Consider the following 18,530-nt stretch of genomic DNA (forward strand, 5'->3'; position numbering starts at 1 on the left):
GCTTACTTGTCTACCCATTCAAGGTCTAAGGTGGTCTATCCGTATGAGTGATAATCTGCGCTCTTTGAGCATTACCTTGGTGGCAGAGCCCAAGCAGGTGAGGGGCTTTACCTTAACGCAATGGCGTATCGCTGAGCTCACGCCAGGTGAGCAAGGTGACTATGTGCTTCGCCTTCAACTGTCGATGACCGAGCGTGCGGCCTACCGCTTTAACCTTACGTCAGCAACCCCGCGTCTTTTTGTTCGCGCTGGTTTTACCGGGCAAGCGCCCAAGCCTGATGCTATTACCGCAAGCCAAGATGTCGCGGCGGGCTGGCTTGATGGTGAACAACAGGTACTCGAAGCATCGATGCCGATGGCGATTCAGGTATGGCTGGAAAGCTATTTAGCGCGTCATGGTGAAGCACCACCAGAAAAGCGCAAAAAGAAGCATAAGGGAGCCGGTCGGGCTAAAGAAACCCCGACCAAGGAGCAGCCCCAGTGAGCAGACTTGAACGCTGGTCACGTAAAAAGCGTGGCGTTGAAAGCGGCGAAGCAGACGCAGCATTAGACAACCCTCCCAACGGCAGTGCAGAGCCGACGTCAGAGCTAGGGCTAGAGGCCGATACGCTAAGTGCTACTTCCAGCGATACTGAATCGTTGGGTGCAGAGGCTAGCGTCGATGACGCGCGCCCCCTTCCTGGTAGCTTGGATCACACCTTACCCGACCCTGATCACTTACCGGCAGGCAGTGATTTCAGCGCGTTCATGGCGCCGGGTGTTAGCGCTGCACTGCGCCGCCGTGCCCTAAAAAGGCTATGGGCCACCGGTAACTACAACGTGCGCGATGGTTTGGATGACTACGATGCTGATTATCGTCAGCAGCTTAAGCCTATGGCCACTGAACTGGCAGGCAAGCTTCGCCGCTGGGCAAACAAAGCGGAAGAGGCAGTCGATAGGCCCGCAGAAGCAGACGATGAGAACATCGCGGATGGCAGCATTCCTACCCCACTTGAAGACGTTAATGCCTGTACAAGTGATAGTGGTTTTGTACAAAAACAGCCGCTAGACGACCAGTCTGATTTGTCTGGTGATGAAGTAGACGAATGTATAAATAGGCAGTGATTGTTTTATAAACAATGGGTTGCTGTCGTTATGACGATGAAGCGTTGAGACGCCAATGCGCTTTAAAGTGGCAAAAAACGCCTAGGCACCTACGCTCAAGTTAGAGAAAGCATTAAGATATGCCATTAAAGTAAAAAAACATGACTTTTAATTATAAAAAAAATGACTTTCTGACCGTGAGAATGCATGAACCAACGAATCCAACTGGCATCGGTAGATGACCAGATTAACGTCACCGCCCGCGAAGCGGTACGCCAGCGTATCTCGTGGCCGGTTAACTTAACGCCTGCTAACGTGACTTATCACAGCCGTGGCCATGCGCTGTTGTTGGGTAATTCACACGAGGTTAGCCAAGCTGCCCGAGTGTTACAGGGTCGTGGCTTGGCATCGTTGACGCTGCTGACAACTGATGCTGCAGTTGATTTAGCGGCTGCCAGCGAGCCTCTCACCTGCCAAACGCTAACCGATACCCAGCAATCCCAACTGCGAATCACGGGGTATCTTGGTGCCTTTCGCGTTGAAATAGCGCCCGCGGATAGCGACACGCTCAATCTGGCTCAAGCGCTTATTGAGCGCGACGTGTTTGATGTGGTGCTCGACTTAACGGCAGCAGGCATGTCGAAGGCTACTCATGTATGGGAAATCCCACCACCGGGCTATGTGTGCCTGAATTGGTTAGCCCAAGAAGCTCAGCGCGGTGAGGTTCTGGAAAGCGTTATTGAACTCGTCGGTGAATTCGATAAACCGCGTTATTTCCAGGTTAATAGTGATCTCTGTGCACATTCCTCGAGTGGCAACGTTGGCTGTACGCGCTGTTTGGATGTTTGCCCCGCAGATGCTATTTCCAGCATTCAGGGACGCATTGAATCGCGTATTGAGATTGACCCGTTCCTGTGCCAAGGGGTGGGCAGTTGTACCAGCGCTTGCCCAACCGGTGCGATTGAATTTCGCCTGCCGGAAACCCGTCGTCAGCAAGACACCTTAGCGACGTGGCTGGCCGCCTACCGGGAGGCGGGTGGTCAAGCGCCTGTGATGCGCTTTGTCACCCATGACTTTCTGGATGCTGAACGCAAAGCAGGTGTTGTTACGCCAGGCCATCTGCTTGATGTCCCGCTTGAAGAGCTGGGTGCTGCTGGCCACGATCAGTGGCTTACCGCGTTGGCGAACGGCGCTGCTGAAGTGCGTATTCAGTTGCACGATGAGATGCCGCCTCGTTTAACCACGTTCATCATCCATCAAGTCGCCCAAGCCCACGGCCTGCTAGAAGCGCTGGGGCATGACACTACGCGGATTAAGCTGCTGCAGCCGGAACCGACTGATGAGCGCGATGCACTTCCCACGCTTACGCCCTTAACCGACGCTGCGCTGACCTTTACCGACCCCCATAAGCGCGCCCGCTTTAATCAAGTGCTAGCAACACTGGCGGCACTTGGAGCGCCTAGCAATGACCGGCATAGCATGCCTGAAGGGGCCGCTTATGGTGGCATTCAAGTAGATCGTGAAGCCTGCACGCTTTGTCATGCCTGCGTTAGTAATTGTCCGACGCCTGCATTGAAAGCAGGGGGCGATACACCCGCGCTAAGTTTCTTGGAGTCCGACTGTGTGCAGTGCGGGCTATGTGAACAGGCGTGCCCTGAAAGCGCGATTACGCTGCTGCCTGGTTTTTTGGCTGCACCGGAACGCGACACACGGCAAATTTGCCACGAAGAGGCGGCCTTTGAGTGCATTGGCTGCGGCAAGCCGTTTGCCACTGCCAGTACGGTAGCAACGATCAAAGCGAAGCTGGCTAACCACCCCTATTTCGCGGGCGATGCACTAGCGCGGCTAGAAATGTGCGAGGACTGCCGGGTCAAAGATGTGTGGAAAACTATGATCCGTGACCCTGATGCGCAACTAAAGGTGTAAAGCAATGAGTGATGCAATGCCCACACTTAGCGAGACCGACGCACTGCGGGCCGATATTTATCAGCTTTTAGCCAGCCTGCTACGGCAAGCACCTGACAGTGAGTTATTAACGTGGCTAGCCAGCCTAGACATTGAACAAGACGGCAGCCGACTGGCTGAGTGTTGGGCAGCGCTCTCAAGTGCTACTGGCCAAAGTAGTGTAGATAGCCTTCAGCGTGCCCACTTTCGCCTTCTTGTTGGCGTCATTCAGGGCGAGGTAGTGCCTTACGCGTCTTGGTACCGTAACGGGGAATTAATGGAGGCAGCATTAGTTGCATTACGCCAGGATCTTCGGGCGCTGGGGTTTGAGCGTAGCGAGCATACCCGCGAGCCAGAAGATCATTTGGCTGCTATATGTGAGGTGATGGCGATGCTAATTACGTCCCAAAGCAGCGAGCAGAGCTACTTTTTCCAGCAACACATTGCTCCCTGGTCAACGCACTGCTTTGACGACCTCACTAGAGTAGACACTGTTTTTTACGCATCGCTTGGCCAGTTAGGCGGCGCGTTCATGGAAAGCGAGCAGGCAACGTTGAGCGAAAGAGCGGCCTATCAAGCGGTGCGGATTGTGGAGCCAACGACAACCGCAACTGACGCGGCGCGCGACGTCACACCGTGAGTGGCAGTGCGCAGCGGTAAGCGAATAATAGGGCCAGCAGGCCATGCAGAAGAATAAGGGCATGATAGAGGAGAAACCCATGCACTCGTCACACAACCCTGAGCGCCGCCGGTTTATGAAAACCGTTGGGCTAGGTACCGCCGCTGCCGGTGCGGCCGCTGCTGTAGGTCACGTCACGCTAGCTCAAGCCGATAGCACCACGTCGATTGAGCCTAAAAAACAAACAACGAACTACCACGAAACTGACCATATTCGTGCGTACTATGCGTCGCTGCGTGATTGACGGCGAAATGCCAGGAGAACTGCCATGCGTCTAACTCGCAAAACTAATACTCCCAACGCTTCAGGGCTTGGAATCTCCCGTCGTCAATTTTTAAAGCGTAGTGGCGTCGCCACCGGTGGCGTCGCAGCTGCGGGCTTTATGGGCGCGCCGATGATGCAGCGCGCCGAGTCGGCGAATAAAACTCCCGTATTAGACTCACCCGTTGAGACCAAGCGCACCATTTGCTCCCACTGTTCGGTGGGCTGTGGTGTCTATGCAGAAGTTCAAGAAGGCATTTGGACAAAACAAGAGCCCGCTTTTGACCACCCGATTAACCGCGGTGCGCATTGTGCCAAAGGGGCTTCGCTACGCCAGCACGGTCACTCCACCCGTCGTCTAAAATACCCCATGAAGCTAGTGGCGGGTGAATGGCAGCGACTGAGTTGGGACGACGCGGTTAATGAAATTGGCGACAAGCTGCTTGAACTGCGTGATGCCCATGGCCCCGACAGTGTTTACTGGCTTGGCTCGGCCAAGTTTAATAACGAGCAGGCGTATTTGATGCGCAAGTTGGCCTCCATGTGGGGCACCAACAACACAGATCACCAAGCGCGAATTTGTCACTCCACTACCGTGGCAGGTGTTGCTAACACCTGGGGTTACGGGGCGATGACCAACTCGCTCAATGATATGCAGAACAGCAAGGCGATTCTGTTCATCGGCTCCAACCCGAGTGAAGCCCACCCGGTCGCGATGCAGCATATTCTCATTGCTAAAGAGCGTAATAACTGCGACATCATCGTCGCGGATCCGCGCTTTACGCGTACCGCAGCAAAAGCCAATAAATACGTACGCCTGCGCCCTGGCTCGGACGTTGCTTATATTTGGGGCTTGTTGTGGCACATTTTTGAGAATGGCTGGGAAGACAGCGAATATATCAGCCAGCGTGTTTACGGTATGGATGAGGTGCGCGCAGAGGTGGCTCAGTTCACCCCGAGTGTCGTGGAAGACATTACTGGCGTACCGGAAGCGGATATGTTCGATGTGGCTAAACGGCTTGCTGACAATCGTCCGGGCTGCGTGGTCTGGTGTATGGGCGGTACCCAACACACCACCGGTAACAACAATACTCGCGCGTACTGTATTCTAGAGCTGGCGCTGGGCAATATTGGTAAGTCCGGTGGTGGAGCCAACATTTTGCGGGGCCACGATAACGTACAGGGTGCTACCGATCTCGGCCTTGGCTGTGACTCGCTTCCCGGTTATTACGGGTTATCTGAAGGCGCATGGCAGCACTGGTCCCAGGTGTGGGATGTCGACTATGAGTGGCTAAAAGGCCGCTTTGACGATACCGAGTATGCTGATGGAAAACCGATGTACTCCAGCGGTATTACCGTATCTCGCTGGGTAGATGGTGTACTGGAAGAGGATGAAAATATCTCCCAGCGCACCGCGCTAAAAGCAATGTTCTACTGGGGACACGCGGTCAACTCGCAAACCCGCGGCGTGGAAATGCAAAAAGCCATGCAGAAGCTTGAGATGATGGTCATTGTTGACCCTTATCCCACGGTTGCCTCGGTGATGCATGACCGCTCTGATGGTGTTTATCTGCTGCCTGCAGCGACTCAGTTTGAAACCACCGGCAGCGTGACGGCAACCAACCGCTCTATTCAGTGGCGCGACAAAGTCATTGAGCCGCTATTTGAATCAAAGCCTGATCACGAAATTATGTACCTATTTGCCAACAAGCTTGGCTTTGGTAATGAGTTCGTGAAGAACTTTGAGATGAACGGCAACGAGCCGCTGATTGATGACGTGTTGCGTGAAATCAACCGTGGCATGTGGACTGTTGGCTACACCGGCCAAAGCCCCGAGCGCCTCAAAGAGCACCAGAAAAACTGGCATACCTTCAGCTTTCAGAACTTGCGTGCCCAAGGTGGCCCTGCCGACGGTGATTACTACGGGCTGCCGTGGCCGTGCTGGGGCACACCAGAGTTTAATCACCCTGGCTCACCCAACCTCTATGACACCAGCGTGCCGGTAATGGAAGGCGGTATGGGTTTCCGTGCCCGTTTTGGTATTGAGCGCGACGGCGTTAATTTGCTGGCTGAGGGCTCTGCGCCAGTAGGTGGCGAGATTGATGACGGTTACCCCGAGTTTACCGACCAACTGCTTAAAGACCTCGGTTGGTGGGATGATCTGACTGACGTTGAGAAAACGGCCGCGGAAGGTAAAAACTGGAAAACCGACCTCTCAGGCGGTATCCAGCGGGTGGCGATTGGTCGTGGTTGCGCGCCTTATGGCAACGCGAAAGCGCGTGCCGTGGTATGGACCTTCCCTGATGCAGTGCCGAAACACCGCGAGCCGCTATACACCACCCGTCGCGATCTGGTCGAACGCTATCCCACCTGGGACGACTTTGACTCAATTATGCGTCTGCCCACGATGTACAAAACCATCCAGGATCGTGATAACAGCGCTGATTATCCGATTATTCTCACGTCGGGTCGCTTGGTCGAATACGAGGGAGGCGGTGAAGAAACACGTTCTATGTCGTGGCTGGCCGAGCTACAGCAAGAGATGTTTGTCGAGATGAACCCCGCGGATGCTAATGACATTGGCGTACGTGATGGCGACGACGTATGGGTTGAGGGTGCAGAAGGCGGCCGAGTGAAGGTGAAAGCCTTGGTCACGCCTCGGGTTGATCGCAAAGTTGCCTTTATGCCGTTCCACTTTGGCGGCATGTTCCAAGGCGAGAGCTTGCGGGATCGTTATCCGGAAGGGTCTGCCCCGTACGTCATTGGTGAGGCGGCTAACACAGCCACCACCTATGGCTATGACCCGGTGACACTGATGCAGGAAACCAAGTGCACCATCTGCCGAATTGAGCGGGCTTAAGCCAATAAACGTCTCGACCGACCTGACAGAGCCCAGCGTGGGTAAATGCCCGCGCTGGTGAGAGGAGAACACCATGGCTCAAATGAAATTTATGTGTGACGCCGAGCGCTGCATCGAGTGCAACGGCTGTGTCACCGCCTGTAAAAATGCCAACGATGTGGAGTGGGGTATCCAGCGTCGCCGGGTGGTCACACTTAACGACGGCGAAGCGGATGAGATGTCGATTTCAGTTGCTTGTATGCACTGTGACGATGCGCCATGCATGGCGGTATGTCCGACTGACTGCTTCTATAAAACTGATGATGGCATCGTGCTGCACGATAAAGACCTGTGCATTGGTTGTGGCTACTGCCTGTATGCGTGCCCCTTTGGCGCACCGCAGTTTCCACAACAAAATGCATTTGGCGAGCGCGGAAAAATGGACAAGTGCACATTCTGTGCAGGCGGCCCCGCCGAGAGCAAAGAGGAGGAGTACGAGAAGTACGGCTCCAATCGCATCGCGGAAGGCAAGCTGCCGCTATGTGCGGAAATGTGCTCTACCAAAGCCCTTCTAGCGGGTGATGCGCAAGATGTTGCCGATATTTTCCGTCAGCGTGTCGTCCATCGTGGCCATAAAGATGGTGCTTGGTCGAATAACCCCCAGGCCAGTACTGACAACCTTGCCTACGATGCTGCCCGTAAAGGGTAAGGAGGCGTGTCATGACAACGATGACCACGACCACAATGACACCAGAGGCGCCTGCGCTAGCACTCTGGGTAAGGGCGTTTTTCCAGCGCTGTTGGCGTATCGGCATCCTGTTTCTGCTGCTGGCTGCCAGCCTTGGCATGTCCCAACTAGCGGTTGCCCAGGCTGACACAGACCGCGAGATGGTGACCGCTGCTCCAGGTATCAGTGCAGATCAGTGGCGTCAGGTGCGCAGTGGTGAAACAGGGCCTAACTACCGCGACTCGCGCTTTGACAGTAACTACAGTCTGATCAATTCGAGTGGCGAAACCTGGCGCGAGATCCGTAACCGTTGGGTGTCGCCGTTTGGTTTGATTGCGATTGGCGGGATGATCGTGGTGATTGCGCTGTTTTACTTTATGGTTGGGCGCAAACATCTCGATGAGCCGCGCACAGGGCGTAAGCTTTTGCGCTGGTCGTTGCTAATGCGTTCGCTGCACTGGACTGTTGCCACCCTGTTTATCACCTTGGCATTAACAGGGTTGAACCTGCTGTTTGGTAAGTTTGTGTTCCGCACGCTGTTTGGCGACGCCGTCTGGGCATGGATGATTTCAGCTTCCAAAGTGCTGCATAACTATCTTGGCCCGATATTCGGTGTGCTACTGGTTGTACTGTTAATCAGCTTGCTGAAAGACAATATTCCTAAGAAGCATGACTGGGTATGGTTTAAAAAGGCAGGTGGATTAACAGGCAAGCACCATCCTGACGCGGGTTTTGCCAACGGTGGCGAAAAAGCGTGGTACTGGCTATTAGCCACTGCTGGCTTGATGGTGATCGCGAGTGGTTTTGTGCTCGACTTCCCCAACTATGGCCAAGGCCGCGATACCATGCAGTGGGCCAACATTATCCATGCGGTGGGTGCGCTTGGGTTGACGGCTGTCGCGCTAGGCCATATCTATATTGGTACTGTCGGTACGGAAGGCTCACTGGAAGGTATGACCACTGGCTATGTCGATGAAACCTGGGCCAAAGAGCACCACAATTTGTGGTACGAGGAGGTCAAAGATACAGCCATGAGCGAAGAGGAAATCGCGGCACAAAAAACGAGCAGCAGTAGTGGCGATGTTTCCGCTACCAAACCTAGCTAGCCGGTTCGCTTAATTGCCACTCGACACCGCCTTCGGGCGGTGTCTTTTGTTATGCTGCTCTAAAGTTACTTGATAAGAGGATCGCCAATGTCAGCGTTTAATGAATTTGACCAAACGACGCGTACAGAGCTAGAAGCCGCCGCGTTTCGGCGTTTGTTACAGCATTTAGACGACAATAAGGATGTGCAGAACATCGATCTGATGATTCTGGCGGATTTTTGCCGCAACTGTTTATCGAAATGGTTGGTGTCTGCCGCTGAATCGCGCAATGAAACTCTCAGCTACGAAGAAGCCCGAGAGTATGTATACGGGATGCCCTATAGTGAATGGAAGGAGCTCTATCAGCCGCCTGCGACTGCCGAGCAGAAGGCTGCCTGGGAAGCGCACCATGCTAAAAAGAAAGCAGCCAAATAGGGATGACGTTGATGAGTGAGCCAATGGTACCTCTTAAAGTCGCCGTGCTTACGGTTTCTGATACACGCACGGATGAGACTGACCGCTCCGGCCAGGCGCTGGTGCAGCGTTTAACCGAAGCTGGGCACACCCTGGCAGAGAAACGCATCGTGCCGGATGACGTCTACCAAATTCGTGCGGTAGTCGCCCAGTGGATTGCCGACACAAATGTACAGGTGGTGATTACCACGGGCGGTACAGGTTTTACCGGGCGAGACTCGACACCTGAAGCTATTTCGGTGCTGCTGGATAAGCGTATCGAAGGCTTTGGCGAGCGCTTTCGCCAACTAAGCGGCGATGAGATCGGTAGCTCGACCATTCAGAGCCGTTGCCTCGGCGGCTTAGCCAACGCTACGGTTGTCTTCTGCCTGCCGGGTTCAACCGGCGCCTGCCGTACTGGCTGGGACGGCATTTTGGCCGAGCAGTTGGATAGCCGTCATAAGCCTTGTAATTTCGCCAACCTAGTTATCCCAGGCCGGGGGCAGCATGGCTGAGCTACAGCCGATAAGTGCCGCGCTTGAAGCGCTGTTGGCAGATGTCACGCCGCTCGGTGCAGAGTGTATACCGCTTGAGGCCGCTGCTGGGCGCGTGCTGGCCGAAGCCATTACCGCGCAGTTAGACGTACCGCCGTTTGATAATAGCTCAATGGATGGCTATGCACTGCGTGCCAGTGATGCGGGTAAGTGGTTGCCGATCAGCCAGCGTATTGCGGCAGGCAGCCCGGCAGTGCCGCTGGCGGAAGGCAGTTGCGCACGGATTTTTACCGGCGGTGAGATCCCCCCAGGGGCCGACTGTGTGGTGATGCAGGAGCGAGTGACTCAGGAGGGTGACCAGGCATTGATGCCGGATGCGCTGCCGGTAGGTGATAACGTGCGCCGCCAGGGTCGTGATGTGCGCCGCGGTGAGTTACTGCTGCCCGCTGGTGAATGCTTGGAGGCTGCCGCGTTAGGGCATTTGGCCGGTCAAGGGGTTACCCACGTTAGCGTGCGCCGTCGCCCTCGGATAGCGCTACTGTCGACTGGCGATGAGATCATTGATCCAGGCGCGCCGTTAAAACCAGGTCAACTGTATAACTCCAATCGGCCGATGCTGAAGAGACTGTTAGAGACGTTTGGCGCGGAGGTGGTCCAACTAGTGAGTGTGCCGGACGATTTCGACCAGACCGTTGCGCTGCTCACAAACGCAGCGGCGGACGCCGATGTGGTGGTAAGTACGGGTGGTGTCAGCGTGGGTGAGGAAGACCATGTCAAAGCCGCGCTGGAATCGCTAGGCCAATTAGATATGTGGAAGCTGGCGATTCGCCCAGGAAAGCCGCTGGCGCTGGGCCGTTTGCCACGCCAAGACGACAGTGAGGCGCGCTTTGTAGGACTGCCGGGTAACCCTGTTTCTGGGTTTGTGGGCGCGTGGTTATTTTTACGACCGTTGATGGGTGCGTTACTGGGGTGTTCGGCGTTGAACGCCTTACCTACGCTGACGGCCTCCGCTAACTTCGCTACTCAGACCGGCCCGCGCCAGCACTATATGCGTGTTGCGCTACGTTTTAGCGAAGCGGGCATCATTGCTGATGCGTTTGAAGACCAAAACTCTGGCGTGCTGTCATCCTGTATTAGTGTAGATGCGTTAGCGGTGATTGATCCGCACCAGCAGGTAGAAAAAGGCACGTTGGTGCGCTGTTTATGGTTGCAGCGTTAGCGCTGCGCCATCAAACAACAAACGTACCGTTTGGTTGGCCATCGTTAAGCCTCGTAGGGCGGGGCTGACGTGGCGTGCGGCAATTAAAGGAGGTAATGGAAACAGCTCCGTTATCGGTGTGTGCGCTAAGGCGACGTCGCCAGTCACGCCTAACTGCCAAGCGCCGTTGGTATCCTGAAGGGTCAGCCAGTGGGTGGGGGCTACGCTCAACAATGGCGCGTTAAGCAACAGGCACTCGGCATTCGCGCAACGCGGTAGGTGGGCCGATTTCGCTAACCCCGCGACGTGGCGTGCTTCGATGGCGGCGAGCGTATGGCCAGCACTAAACAGCACTAAAGCAACGTGGGACGCTGCGTCTAAGGAGTGATTCGGCGCGCCAATGGCCATGGGCTTACCCTAGGCCTTGTTGATAGGCGTTGAATAAAGCATCTGGATCCAGCAGGGCAATGGCCGCGCTGCCTTCGACAGAATCGCCGTTAGTCTCTTTTTCGCCGCCCTCTGCTGGCGTTACATCAGGTTGCCAGAGGGCGCTCACATAAGGCATTAGTTGGCTGGCGAGGGTGTCCGGTGCCGGTTTCAGTGCGCTGATCGGGATGTCGCAAACATCCTCTAAATAATCGATACGAACGGCGCTGCGAATGCCCGCGGCGGTCACGACTAACAGCATGCCCGTTTGTTCCGTAGGGGGGAGACCGAGAACTGCCTGTAGGGTTACCACCGATTCAATGTTGCCGCGCAAGTGAATCACACCTTCCGTAGAAGCAGGCAAGCCAGGCACGAAATAAACCGGTTGATCACCATTCAAAATTTCATTGACCGCACTGCCGGGCAAAGCGAACCGTTGCTCCGCTAGGCGAAATAACACCAACTGCTGGCAAGGTTCGTCCACGTCAATAATCGTGTCATCGTTACTCTGACGTGCTAGTGCCTCTTCGAGCGAAAGAGACGGGTTGTCATGCTGTTGATGGGTGTTGGTCATTGTTTTTTCACACCGGGTTGCTTCGGTTGCGCTTTTCCTTTTGCGTCGTTCTCGTTATTAATGACTACTTGATTACGCCCCTGCCGTTTTGCTAGGTAAAGTGCTTGGTCCGCGCTTAGGCGTAACGCTTCAGTGGAAGGCTGGCTGGGAAAACTGCTAATGCCTGCACTGAAGGTGCAGCGAAAGCGCTCTCCGCCAGCATGAAAATCTACCTGTTCGAAATCGTGGCGCAGTTCGTCAATAAGTTCGGCTGCGCGCTTTGCGGTGACCCCTTTTAGCAATACGACAAACTCTTCACCGCCATAACGCCCGATGATATCGGATATGCGCAAGCGGGTTTTTAGCAGCCGCGCCAGCGTGATGATGACCTGGTCACCCGCTAGGTGGCCGTAGGTATCATTGATCGTTTTAAAATGGTCAATGTCGAGCATGGCCATCGCATGTTGGCTACCTTCACGATATGCCTGAGCAAGTGTTTTACCGATAAGATCCGTCGTGGTGCTGTGGTTATAAAGCCCTGTCATGCTGTCCTGGGTCATCAGCGAACGCAGTAGATGCAGGCGTTCGGCACGAAGCCGTACCGCAGACACGAGCTCGTCAGGGGTAACCGGCTTGGTAATAAAGGCTTCTACGCCTGCCGTCATGGCCAGTAGCTGCTTTTGGCTGTCTGTTTCACTAGATAGGTAAATAATGGGCAGGCCAATATGCGCGGATTGCTGGCGGATAATTGTCGCTAGCTCTTCACCAGAACATACCGGCATATACATATCAATTAACAGTAAGTCAGGGCTAAAGCGGTCTAAAGCGCTTAGCGCGTCAGCAGGGTGATGCACCTGCTGAACAATCATGCCGGCTTCTTCAAGCATCAATGAGTGGTAGCTGGCAGCGTCGGGTTCATCATCGACGACCAACACGCGCAACGGTTCTTCATCCAAGGGGCTAGTGAGCTCGTCGATAGCTAACATTAAATCCAGTGGCTTAATGGGCTTGGTAAAGTACCCATTACAGCCAGCTCGAACAGCACTCAGTCGTGAATAAAAGTCACCATAGGACGACAGTACGATGGAGGGCAGCCGCTCTCCGATTAATTTATTCAGGCTGGTCAGCGTTTCAGTACCCGCGGTGTTACCTTGCGGAAACTGTACATCCATAATGACCGCGTCGGGGCGGCGGGTAATGACCGCATTAAAAAATGACTCTGTGTCTTCAAAATGGACCACTTCATGCCCAAAACAGCGAAGATGATGTAGCAACTGGTCGACTTGGTCGGGCTCATCGTCACATAGATAAATAAGCCGCTGACGCTTACTGCGTGTCTGTGGCGCTACTGATGAGAATTCGACGCTGTTGAGTGATGCCAGTACGGTTTGCTGGCCATGCAGTGACTGTAAGTACTCAATTTCTTCACTGAGCTGCTGGAAAAGCTCTGAAATCAGGCTGTTTATGTCATTAATAGCCTGGTCATCAAAAGCATGGCTGGCAGAAGCCGGCGTCGCCTTGAGTAGTTCTTCACCTTGATCTGCCAACATGGCAATTCGTTCAAAGCCCAATGAGCGGCCGGTACCTTTTAAGCTATGGAAAAAGCGGTGAAGCTCCGGGGCTAGGCGTGACTCTGCCTCCGTTGAAAGTCGGCTTTGTTGCCACTTTGTTACGGTTTTCTGTAAACGTGCTGGTAGCTGTTCAATAAAGCGTTGGCGCAGCTGGTTCAGCTTTTGTTGCAATGTCGGAGCAGATGGTGACATCAGACTACCTGTTCATGTGGGCGAACGGTGCGCTGTAATGCAAATGGCAAACGTTCAACCGTTGAGCGCTTGAGTCACGGCATTGCCTAACGTGGATTCTAGCTCCGCATCTTTTTGCAGGCAGGCGTTTAAACCAGGCGTCTGCATAAGGGTTGAACTAGGTGAGTCGCCTGTGAGCAAAATAAAAGGCAAGGTAACGTCTTGTTCACGCAGCATTTCCAAGAACTCTATCCCATTGATGAGCGGCATATGCATGTCGCTAACAATAAGCGCGATACTGTCCAAGCTATCCAACAGCTGTGTGGCCTCCATGGCATCATTGGCCATGACCGTTGTATAGCCCTGGAACTCTAGCAGCGTTGCTGTCATTTCACAGGCCAACGGGTCGTCATCTACGATCAATATTTGCATGATTAACCTCCGTCATGGCGTGTGCTTAGCCGAGTAGCGCTTTTAGCGTATCCACCAAATTGTTCTGATCAAAGCTGCCTTTGACAATATACGCGTCGGCGCCTACTTCAATGCCGCGCCGACGGTCTGCTTCTTTTTCTCGTGATGTGATAATGATAATCGGCTTATAACGATAAATCTCATTTTCTCGCAGACTCGCAGTGAGCGCAAAGCCATCCATGACAGGCATTTCAACGTCGGTGAGCACTGCATCAAACGAGTCAGCCAGGGCCTTGTTCAGACCATCACGGCCATTTTCTGCCAGGGTGACCTGATATCCCCAGGCTTCTAAGACATCTTTTTCAATTTCTCGGGTGTTCAGAGAGTCATCGACGACGAGTATACGATGTGTCTGGGGCGGTTGATCCGTTTTAGCTAGCGCTTTCGGGGCATAGCGGCGCGAGTGTTCCAGCAGCGTCGGCACGTGTAATAGGCTAACCAACGTATTGCGCCCTAGCGTGACCATGCCAGAAACCAGTGGTAAATGGCGCAAATGCGTGGGCAACGGCTTAATTACCATATCGCGTTCATCCACCAAGGCATCAATAATTAGCGCCAGTTTTTGATGACGTTGATGTACGACGAGTAACAGTAAGTTGTCAGCATCAGTGGGCGTATAGGGTAGGTCTAATAATTCCGCAAGTGAAACGACCGGCACGAACTCGTTGCGCAGGATCAGTGTTTTTTGCCCGGCAGCATCAATAAAGTCCGTTGATGCATGCTCTACAAGCTCTGACACATAAGGTGCTGTTACACCTAGCGTGACAGCGCCCACGTTGATCAGGAGAACGCGCATCATGGCTAGCGATAAAGGCAGGCGCAGGGTAAAACAGGTGCCTTTGCCCGGGTGGCTGGTTAGACGTAAATCACCGTTGAGCTCGTCAATGACCGTTCGCTTGACGACATCCATCCCCACGCCACGACCTGAAAAGTCGGTAATCAGGGGTTTGGTTGAGAAGCCGGGTAAGAAAATAAGCTCTAAGGTTTCCTGCTCGGTTAGGGTAAGCAGCAGCTCTTCACTGAGTAGTTGCTTGGAGAGTGCCTTTTGCCGTACCGCATCTAGGGAAATACCCGCGCCGTCATCACGCATTTCAATCACTACCCAGCTGCCGTCTTGCCAGGCCTCTAGCGATAACTGCCCCCGTGTAGGCTTGCCAGTTGCCTGCCGTTCAGCGGGTGTTTCCAGGCCATGGTCTAACGCATTCCGCAGTAGATGAATTAGCGGGTCCGAGAGGCGATCTATCATCTGCCGGTCCAGCTCAATCTCACTGCCGTGAACACGGCAATTGACTTGTTTGTCTAGCGAATGGGCAAGGTCTCTGGCCATTTGCGATAAGGGGTCAAACACCACGCTCAGCGGTAGCATGCGCATTTGCAGAGCTCGGTCATGGAGATCGCTCATTAGACCGTCGTGGGAAAGCACACTGTCCTTCAGCTCGCGGCTAAAAGCGTTAAAGGGGGCCTGCTGATCTTTGGGTAACGAGGCGCCAAGGCTGCGTGCCTGTTCTACGAGTGAGTGCAGATGGTGGTGCCCTGACAACACTTCCCCCATCAGGCGAATAACGTCATCTAGGCGGTCAAGACGCACGCGTACCGTGTCTGTTAAGCGTAGCTCTTGAGCCGGAAGAGCAGGGCTTTTCATTGCCGATGGTGCAGTGTTGAGGGCTGCGTTCTCGGCTTTATCGTCCTCGGATACGCTTGTTTTAGGAGAGGGTGCGGGGGACGACTTCCCCGCCGCGGCGTTTTCCAGGGCTTGGCAAAGCTGATTGTCGGCTTCCGCTAGCTCTGCTGGAGAAACACCTTGGGCAAGTTGGCTAACTAGATCAGACAGCGCGTCCGTGGCTTGATTAAGCAGGCACGTGACATCAGGTGAAGCGGTTTGTGTCCCATCGCGTAGTGCGCTTAGCAGCTCCTCTGTACTGTGAGCGATCGCCGTAATGGGCGTCAGCTTCAGCATACGCGAAGAGCCTTTCAGCGTATGGGCCGCACGAAACAGCTCATTGATACGTTCTTGATGGGTATCGCCTTGTTCTAGCGCTTCAATACCCTCCCTTAAACGAGGCAAGTGGTCTGACGCTTCTTCAATAAAGCGCTGAATAAAGCGTTTAATATCCAGTGCCATTAACCCACTCCCTGTGTCGTTGCTTGTGCACCAAGGTAGCGAGTTGCCAAAAAGTAGGCATCCCCCGGAGGAATAGGCGGCGCAATGACGCTCAATCCACCATCCGCCTGTTTTGACGCATCCAGTAGGCGAATAACCGCTGCATAGCCACGCTTTCGTTGTTCGGGAGCATCACTAAGCTCGCCTAGTCGGAAAAGCTCAGCTTGAAAAAAGTGAGCTGGCCAGCACTCAGGAGCAACGTAAATGGCTCGCTTAAAGTAGTCGTAAGCGTCAGCAAAATTCTGCTGCCAGCGAGCCACTAAACCTGCCAGCAGTAACGCATCGACACTCCAAGGCTGTTGCACGAGAAGGTCAGAAAGTAGCGCGGCTGCTTCTGAAAATGCGTTCTGGTTCAGTAAATGATGAGCTTGCTGCAAAGCCGCGTTAAACGATGCCATCGGCTGCTTGTGCTCAGGTTCTTTCTCGGGTTCTTTCTCAGGTTCTTTCTTAGGTGGTTGAGGAGGCATCTCTGACAACACCGGTGGGGCTGGCAACGGATCGTCGCGATAGGGTGGTTCATCATTGGCAGGTAAGGCACCGGGCAAGGTGCTCTCTTGGAAAAAGAACACTCCTTGAGCCTGATGCAGTTCCAAAATGCCCAGGTCGTTGCCTAATGTTTCCGTGACACCACACATCAAAACGCCATGAGGTTCCAGTAGCTGCTTCAGGTGGCGCTGTATATCGCGCCGGGTCGATTCATCAAAATAGATCGATACGTTGCGAAATAAAATGACGTCGAAGGGGCCTAGCTTGTCTGCGTTTGGCTGCAAGACATTAAATGAACAAAAGGTGACCCAGTGGCGAAGCGCATCATCTATTTTGAAGCGTCGGCCCGCTGGGTGAAAATAGCGATGTTTTAGCGCAGGGTTCAGTGCCCGAAACGACATGCCGCTGTAAATGCCTTTTTGGGCTTTACTAAGAACCTGCTGATCAACGTCTCCCCCTGTAATATGGAAGAGTTGCTTGGCGCGCTCTCCGTAGCGCTCAAATAGCGCAATAGCAGCACTGTAAGGCTCTTCACCTGAAGAACATCCGGCGCTGAAAATAGCCAATGGCTTACCTTTTTCAGCCAGCCGCCGCGGGAGGTAGGTGTCGGCTAACCAGTGCAGCGCTTCAGGCTCCCGGTAGAAGTAGGTTTCGTTCACCGTTAATTGACTAACGAAGCGATCAAACATCGCTTCGTTTTGCTCTAGTTGCACAATGAGCATCGAGGTGTCGTTAATGTCGGTGTCTGTTTGAAGTGCCTCCACTGCTTTAACGAGACGAGCTTCAGCGAGGCCCTCTAAGTGCAAACCGCAGCGACGATGCACCAGATCCTTGAACGGCGTCAGCGAACTCATAGCGATTTCGTCCAGGTAGACAACCGTTGCCCAATGGTCTCGCGAATGAGCCTGGCAGGGAGCTCATCAAGGGAAACAACATGCTGGATAACACCGGCACTAACCGCTTCTTGGTTCATGCCATAAATAACCGAGCTGGCTTCGTTTTGGGCAAAGGTACAGCCTCCCGATAAATGAATAGCGCGCATGCCGCTAACGCCATCACGCCCCATGCCCGTTAAAATCACTCCAATAGCCTCTGGGCCATAAACATTAGCGACGCTCGTTAACAGTGCATCGCAACTGGGGTGATAAAGCGAATTATCTGGGCTCTGCTGTAGTTGAAGGCGGTGGGATGGCGTGACACGCAAGTTGCGTTCCGATGGCGATAGATAAATAACGCCTGGCTTTAGCGATTCACCATGCTGAGCAACGCAAACGGGCATTGAACAGAGCGATGTCAGCCAGTGCGCCATGCCTTCAATAAAGCCATGGCTGATATGCTGGGCAATCACCACCGGTGCAGGAAAGTTGGTCGGCAGCTTGCTAAGTAAATGGGCGAGTGCCTGCGGCCCTCCGGTTGAGCAAGCAATGGCGATAATACGCTGGAAAGCTTTCGGCCTATTAGGGCGATCAACAGGCCGCGTGTTTACCGGTGCAACGGGCATGGCAGAGGTTGATCGGCGCCGTAGGCGAGTAATAACGGCCACTCCCGAAAGAAGCCGGACACGCGCGAGTAGCCGTTGTGCGTCTTCATCATCAAGAGTCGGCTTCTGCATCACTTCTAGCGCGCCAACATCGAGCGCTCGGTAGGCCGTTTCGGCATCAGAGCGGTCGCTTACCACCAGGATAGGAACCCCTTTGGTATGCATAATTTCTTCAATGGCGCTGAGACCGTCCATGACCGGCATATTCAGATCCATTGTGATCAACTGCGGCGATAAACGGTGGGCAAGTTCCACTGCTTCACGCCCGTTGCTGGCTTCACCAACCACCTCAATGTCGCCATCGCGGGTGAGGATGTCGCGCAGCACGTCACGTGCCAGTTGGCTATCGTCCGCCATCACTACCCGAATTGCACTCATCGCAGCGTCC

The 18,530-nt window shown here is 54.1% G+C and carries 18 protein-coding genes; 11 read left to right on the plus strand and 7 right to left on the minus strand.

The genetic code is table 11. The features are described 5' to 3' along the window. The first annotated feature begins 43 nt into the window (after positions 1-43). The 11 genes from INT19_RS05650 (at position 44) to INT19_RS05700 (ending at position 10,784) form a co-directional block, all read left to right on the plus strand. The gene (locus INT19_RS05650; RefSeq protein ID WP_095603694.1) at positions 44-484 is read left to right on the plus strand and encodes a DUF3305 domain-containing protein; all 441 of its coding nucleotides are present in this window, start codon (positions 44-46) and stop codon (positions 482-484) included. Continuing rightward, positions 481-1,104, plus strand: coding sequence for a DUF3306 domain-containing protein (locus INT19_RS05655; protein ID WP_193060061.1), 624 nt, complete (start codon positions 481-483; stop codon positions 1,102-1,104). The genes INT19_RS05650 and INT19_RS05655 overlap by 4 nt, the downstream gene beginning before the upstream one ends. Positions 1,105-1,290: 186 nt before the next feature. Further along, on the plus strand, positions 1,291-3,009 hold the full coding sequence (locus INT19_RS05660; protein WP_193060062.1) for a 4Fe-4S binding protein: 1,719 nt from the start codon (positions 1,291-1,293) through the stop codon (positions 3,007-3,009). Between the two features lie 4 nt (positions 3,010-3,013). Next, on the plus strand, positions 3,014-3,667 hold the full coding sequence (locus INT19_RS05665; RefSeq protein WP_193060063.1) for a TorD/DmsD family molecular chaperone: 654 nt from the start codon (positions 3,014-3,016) through the stop codon (positions 3,665-3,667). 79 nt (positions 3,668-3,746) lie between these two features. Further along, positions 3,747-3,950, plus strand: a complete 204-nt coding sequence (locus INT19_RS05670) for a twin-arginine translocation signal domain-containing protein (protein ID WP_089040658.1) — start codon at positions 3,747-3,749, stop codon at positions 3,948-3,950. 24 nt (positions 3,951-3,974) lie between these two features. Further along, positions 3,975-6,827, plus strand: coding sequence for a molybdopterin-dependent oxidoreductase (locus tag INT19_RS05675; RefSeq protein ID WP_193060064.1), 2,853 nt, complete (start codon positions 3,975-3,977; stop codon positions 6,825-6,827). Between the two features lie 73 nt (positions 6,828-6,900). Further along, on the plus strand, positions 6,901-7,515 hold the full coding sequence (gene fdh3B / locus INT19_RS05680; protein ID WP_009722867.1) for a formate dehydrogenase FDH3 subunit beta: 615 nt from the start codon (positions 6,901-6,903) through the stop codon (positions 7,513-7,515). Between the two features lie 11 nt (positions 7,516-7,526). After that, a complete protein-coding gene (locus tag INT19_RS05685) occupies positions 7,527-8,639 on the plus strand; it encodes a formate dehydrogenase subunit gamma (protein WP_089040660.1) in 1,113 nt (370 codons plus the stop codon). 87 nt (positions 8,640-8,726) lie between these two features. Then, positions 8,727-9,053, plus strand: a complete 327-nt coding sequence (locus INT19_RS05690) for a DUF1244 domain-containing protein (RefSeq protein WP_193060065.1) — start codon at positions 8,727-8,729, stop codon at positions 9,051-9,053. 11 nt (positions 9,054-9,064) lie between these two features. After that, entirely contained in the window at positions 9,065-9,586 is a 522-nt protein-coding gene (gene moaB, locus INT19_RS05695) for a molybdenum cofactor biosynthesis protein B (protein ID WP_089040662.1), read from the plus strand. Then, on the plus strand, positions 9,579-10,784 hold the full coding sequence (locus tag INT19_RS05700) for a molybdopterin molybdotransferase MoeA (RefSeq protein ID WP_193060066.1): 1,206 nt from the start codon (positions 9,579-9,581) through the stop codon (positions 10,782-10,784). Before moaB ends, INT19_RS05700 begins: the two co-directional genes overlap by 8 nt. Here INT19_RS05700 and INT19_RS05705 read toward each other — a convergent pair. From INT19_RS05705 to cheB, 7 genes are read right to left on the minus strand one after another with little or no spacing between them, the layout of a single operon-like run. Next, entirely contained in the window at positions 10,767-11,171 is a 405-nt protein-coding gene (locus INT19_RS05705) for a hypothetical protein (protein ID WP_193060067.1), read from the minus strand. The genes INT19_RS05700 and INT19_RS05705 overlap by 18 nt on opposite strands. A gap of 4 nt (positions 11,172-11,175) precedes the next feature. Beyond that, on the minus strand, positions 11,176-11,763 hold the full coding sequence (locus INT19_RS05710) for a chemotaxis protein CheW (RefSeq protein ID WP_193060068.1): 588 nt from the start codon (positions 11,761-11,763) through the stop codon (positions 11,176-11,178). After that, positions 11,760-13,505, minus strand: a complete 1,746-nt coding sequence (locus INT19_RS05715) for a diguanylate cyclase (RefSeq protein ID WP_193060069.1) — start codon at positions 13,503-13,505, stop codon at positions 11,760-11,762. Before INT19_RS05715 ends, INT19_RS05710 begins: the two co-directional genes overlap by 4 nt. Positions 13,506-13,559: 54 nt before the next feature. Continuing rightward, positions 13,560-13,916 (minus strand): response regulator, encoded by a 357-nt coding sequence (locus tag INT19_RS05720; RefSeq protein WP_089040667.1) that lies wholly within the window; start codon positions 13,914-13,916, stop codon positions 13,560-13,562. Positions 13,917-13,941: 25 nt separating this feature from the next. After that, entirely contained in the window at positions 13,942-16,077 is a 2,136-nt protein-coding gene (locus INT19_RS05725) for a hybrid sensor histidine kinase/response regulator (RefSeq protein ID WP_193060070.1), read from the minus strand. Next, positions 16,077-17,456, minus strand: coding sequence for a CheR family methyltransferase (locus tag INT19_RS05730; protein ID WP_193060071.1), 1,380 nt, complete (start codon positions 17,454-17,456; stop codon positions 16,077-16,079). The genes INT19_RS05725 and INT19_RS05730 overlap by 1 nt, the downstream gene beginning before the upstream one ends. Further along, positions 17,453-18,520, minus strand: coding sequence for a chemotaxis-specific protein-glutamate methyltransferase CheB (cheB, locus tag INT19_RS05735; protein ID WP_193060072.1), 1,068 nt, complete (start codon positions 18,518-18,520; stop codon positions 17,453-17,455). Before cheB ends, INT19_RS05730 begins: the two co-directional genes overlap by 4 nt. Between the last annotated feature and the right edge of the window lie 10 nt (positions 18,521-18,530).

The organism is Halomonas sp. 3A7M, assembly GCF_014897875.1.
Taxonomy (GTDB): domain Bacteria; phylum Pseudomonadota; class Gammaproteobacteria; order Pseudomonadales; family Halomonadaceae; genus Vreelandella.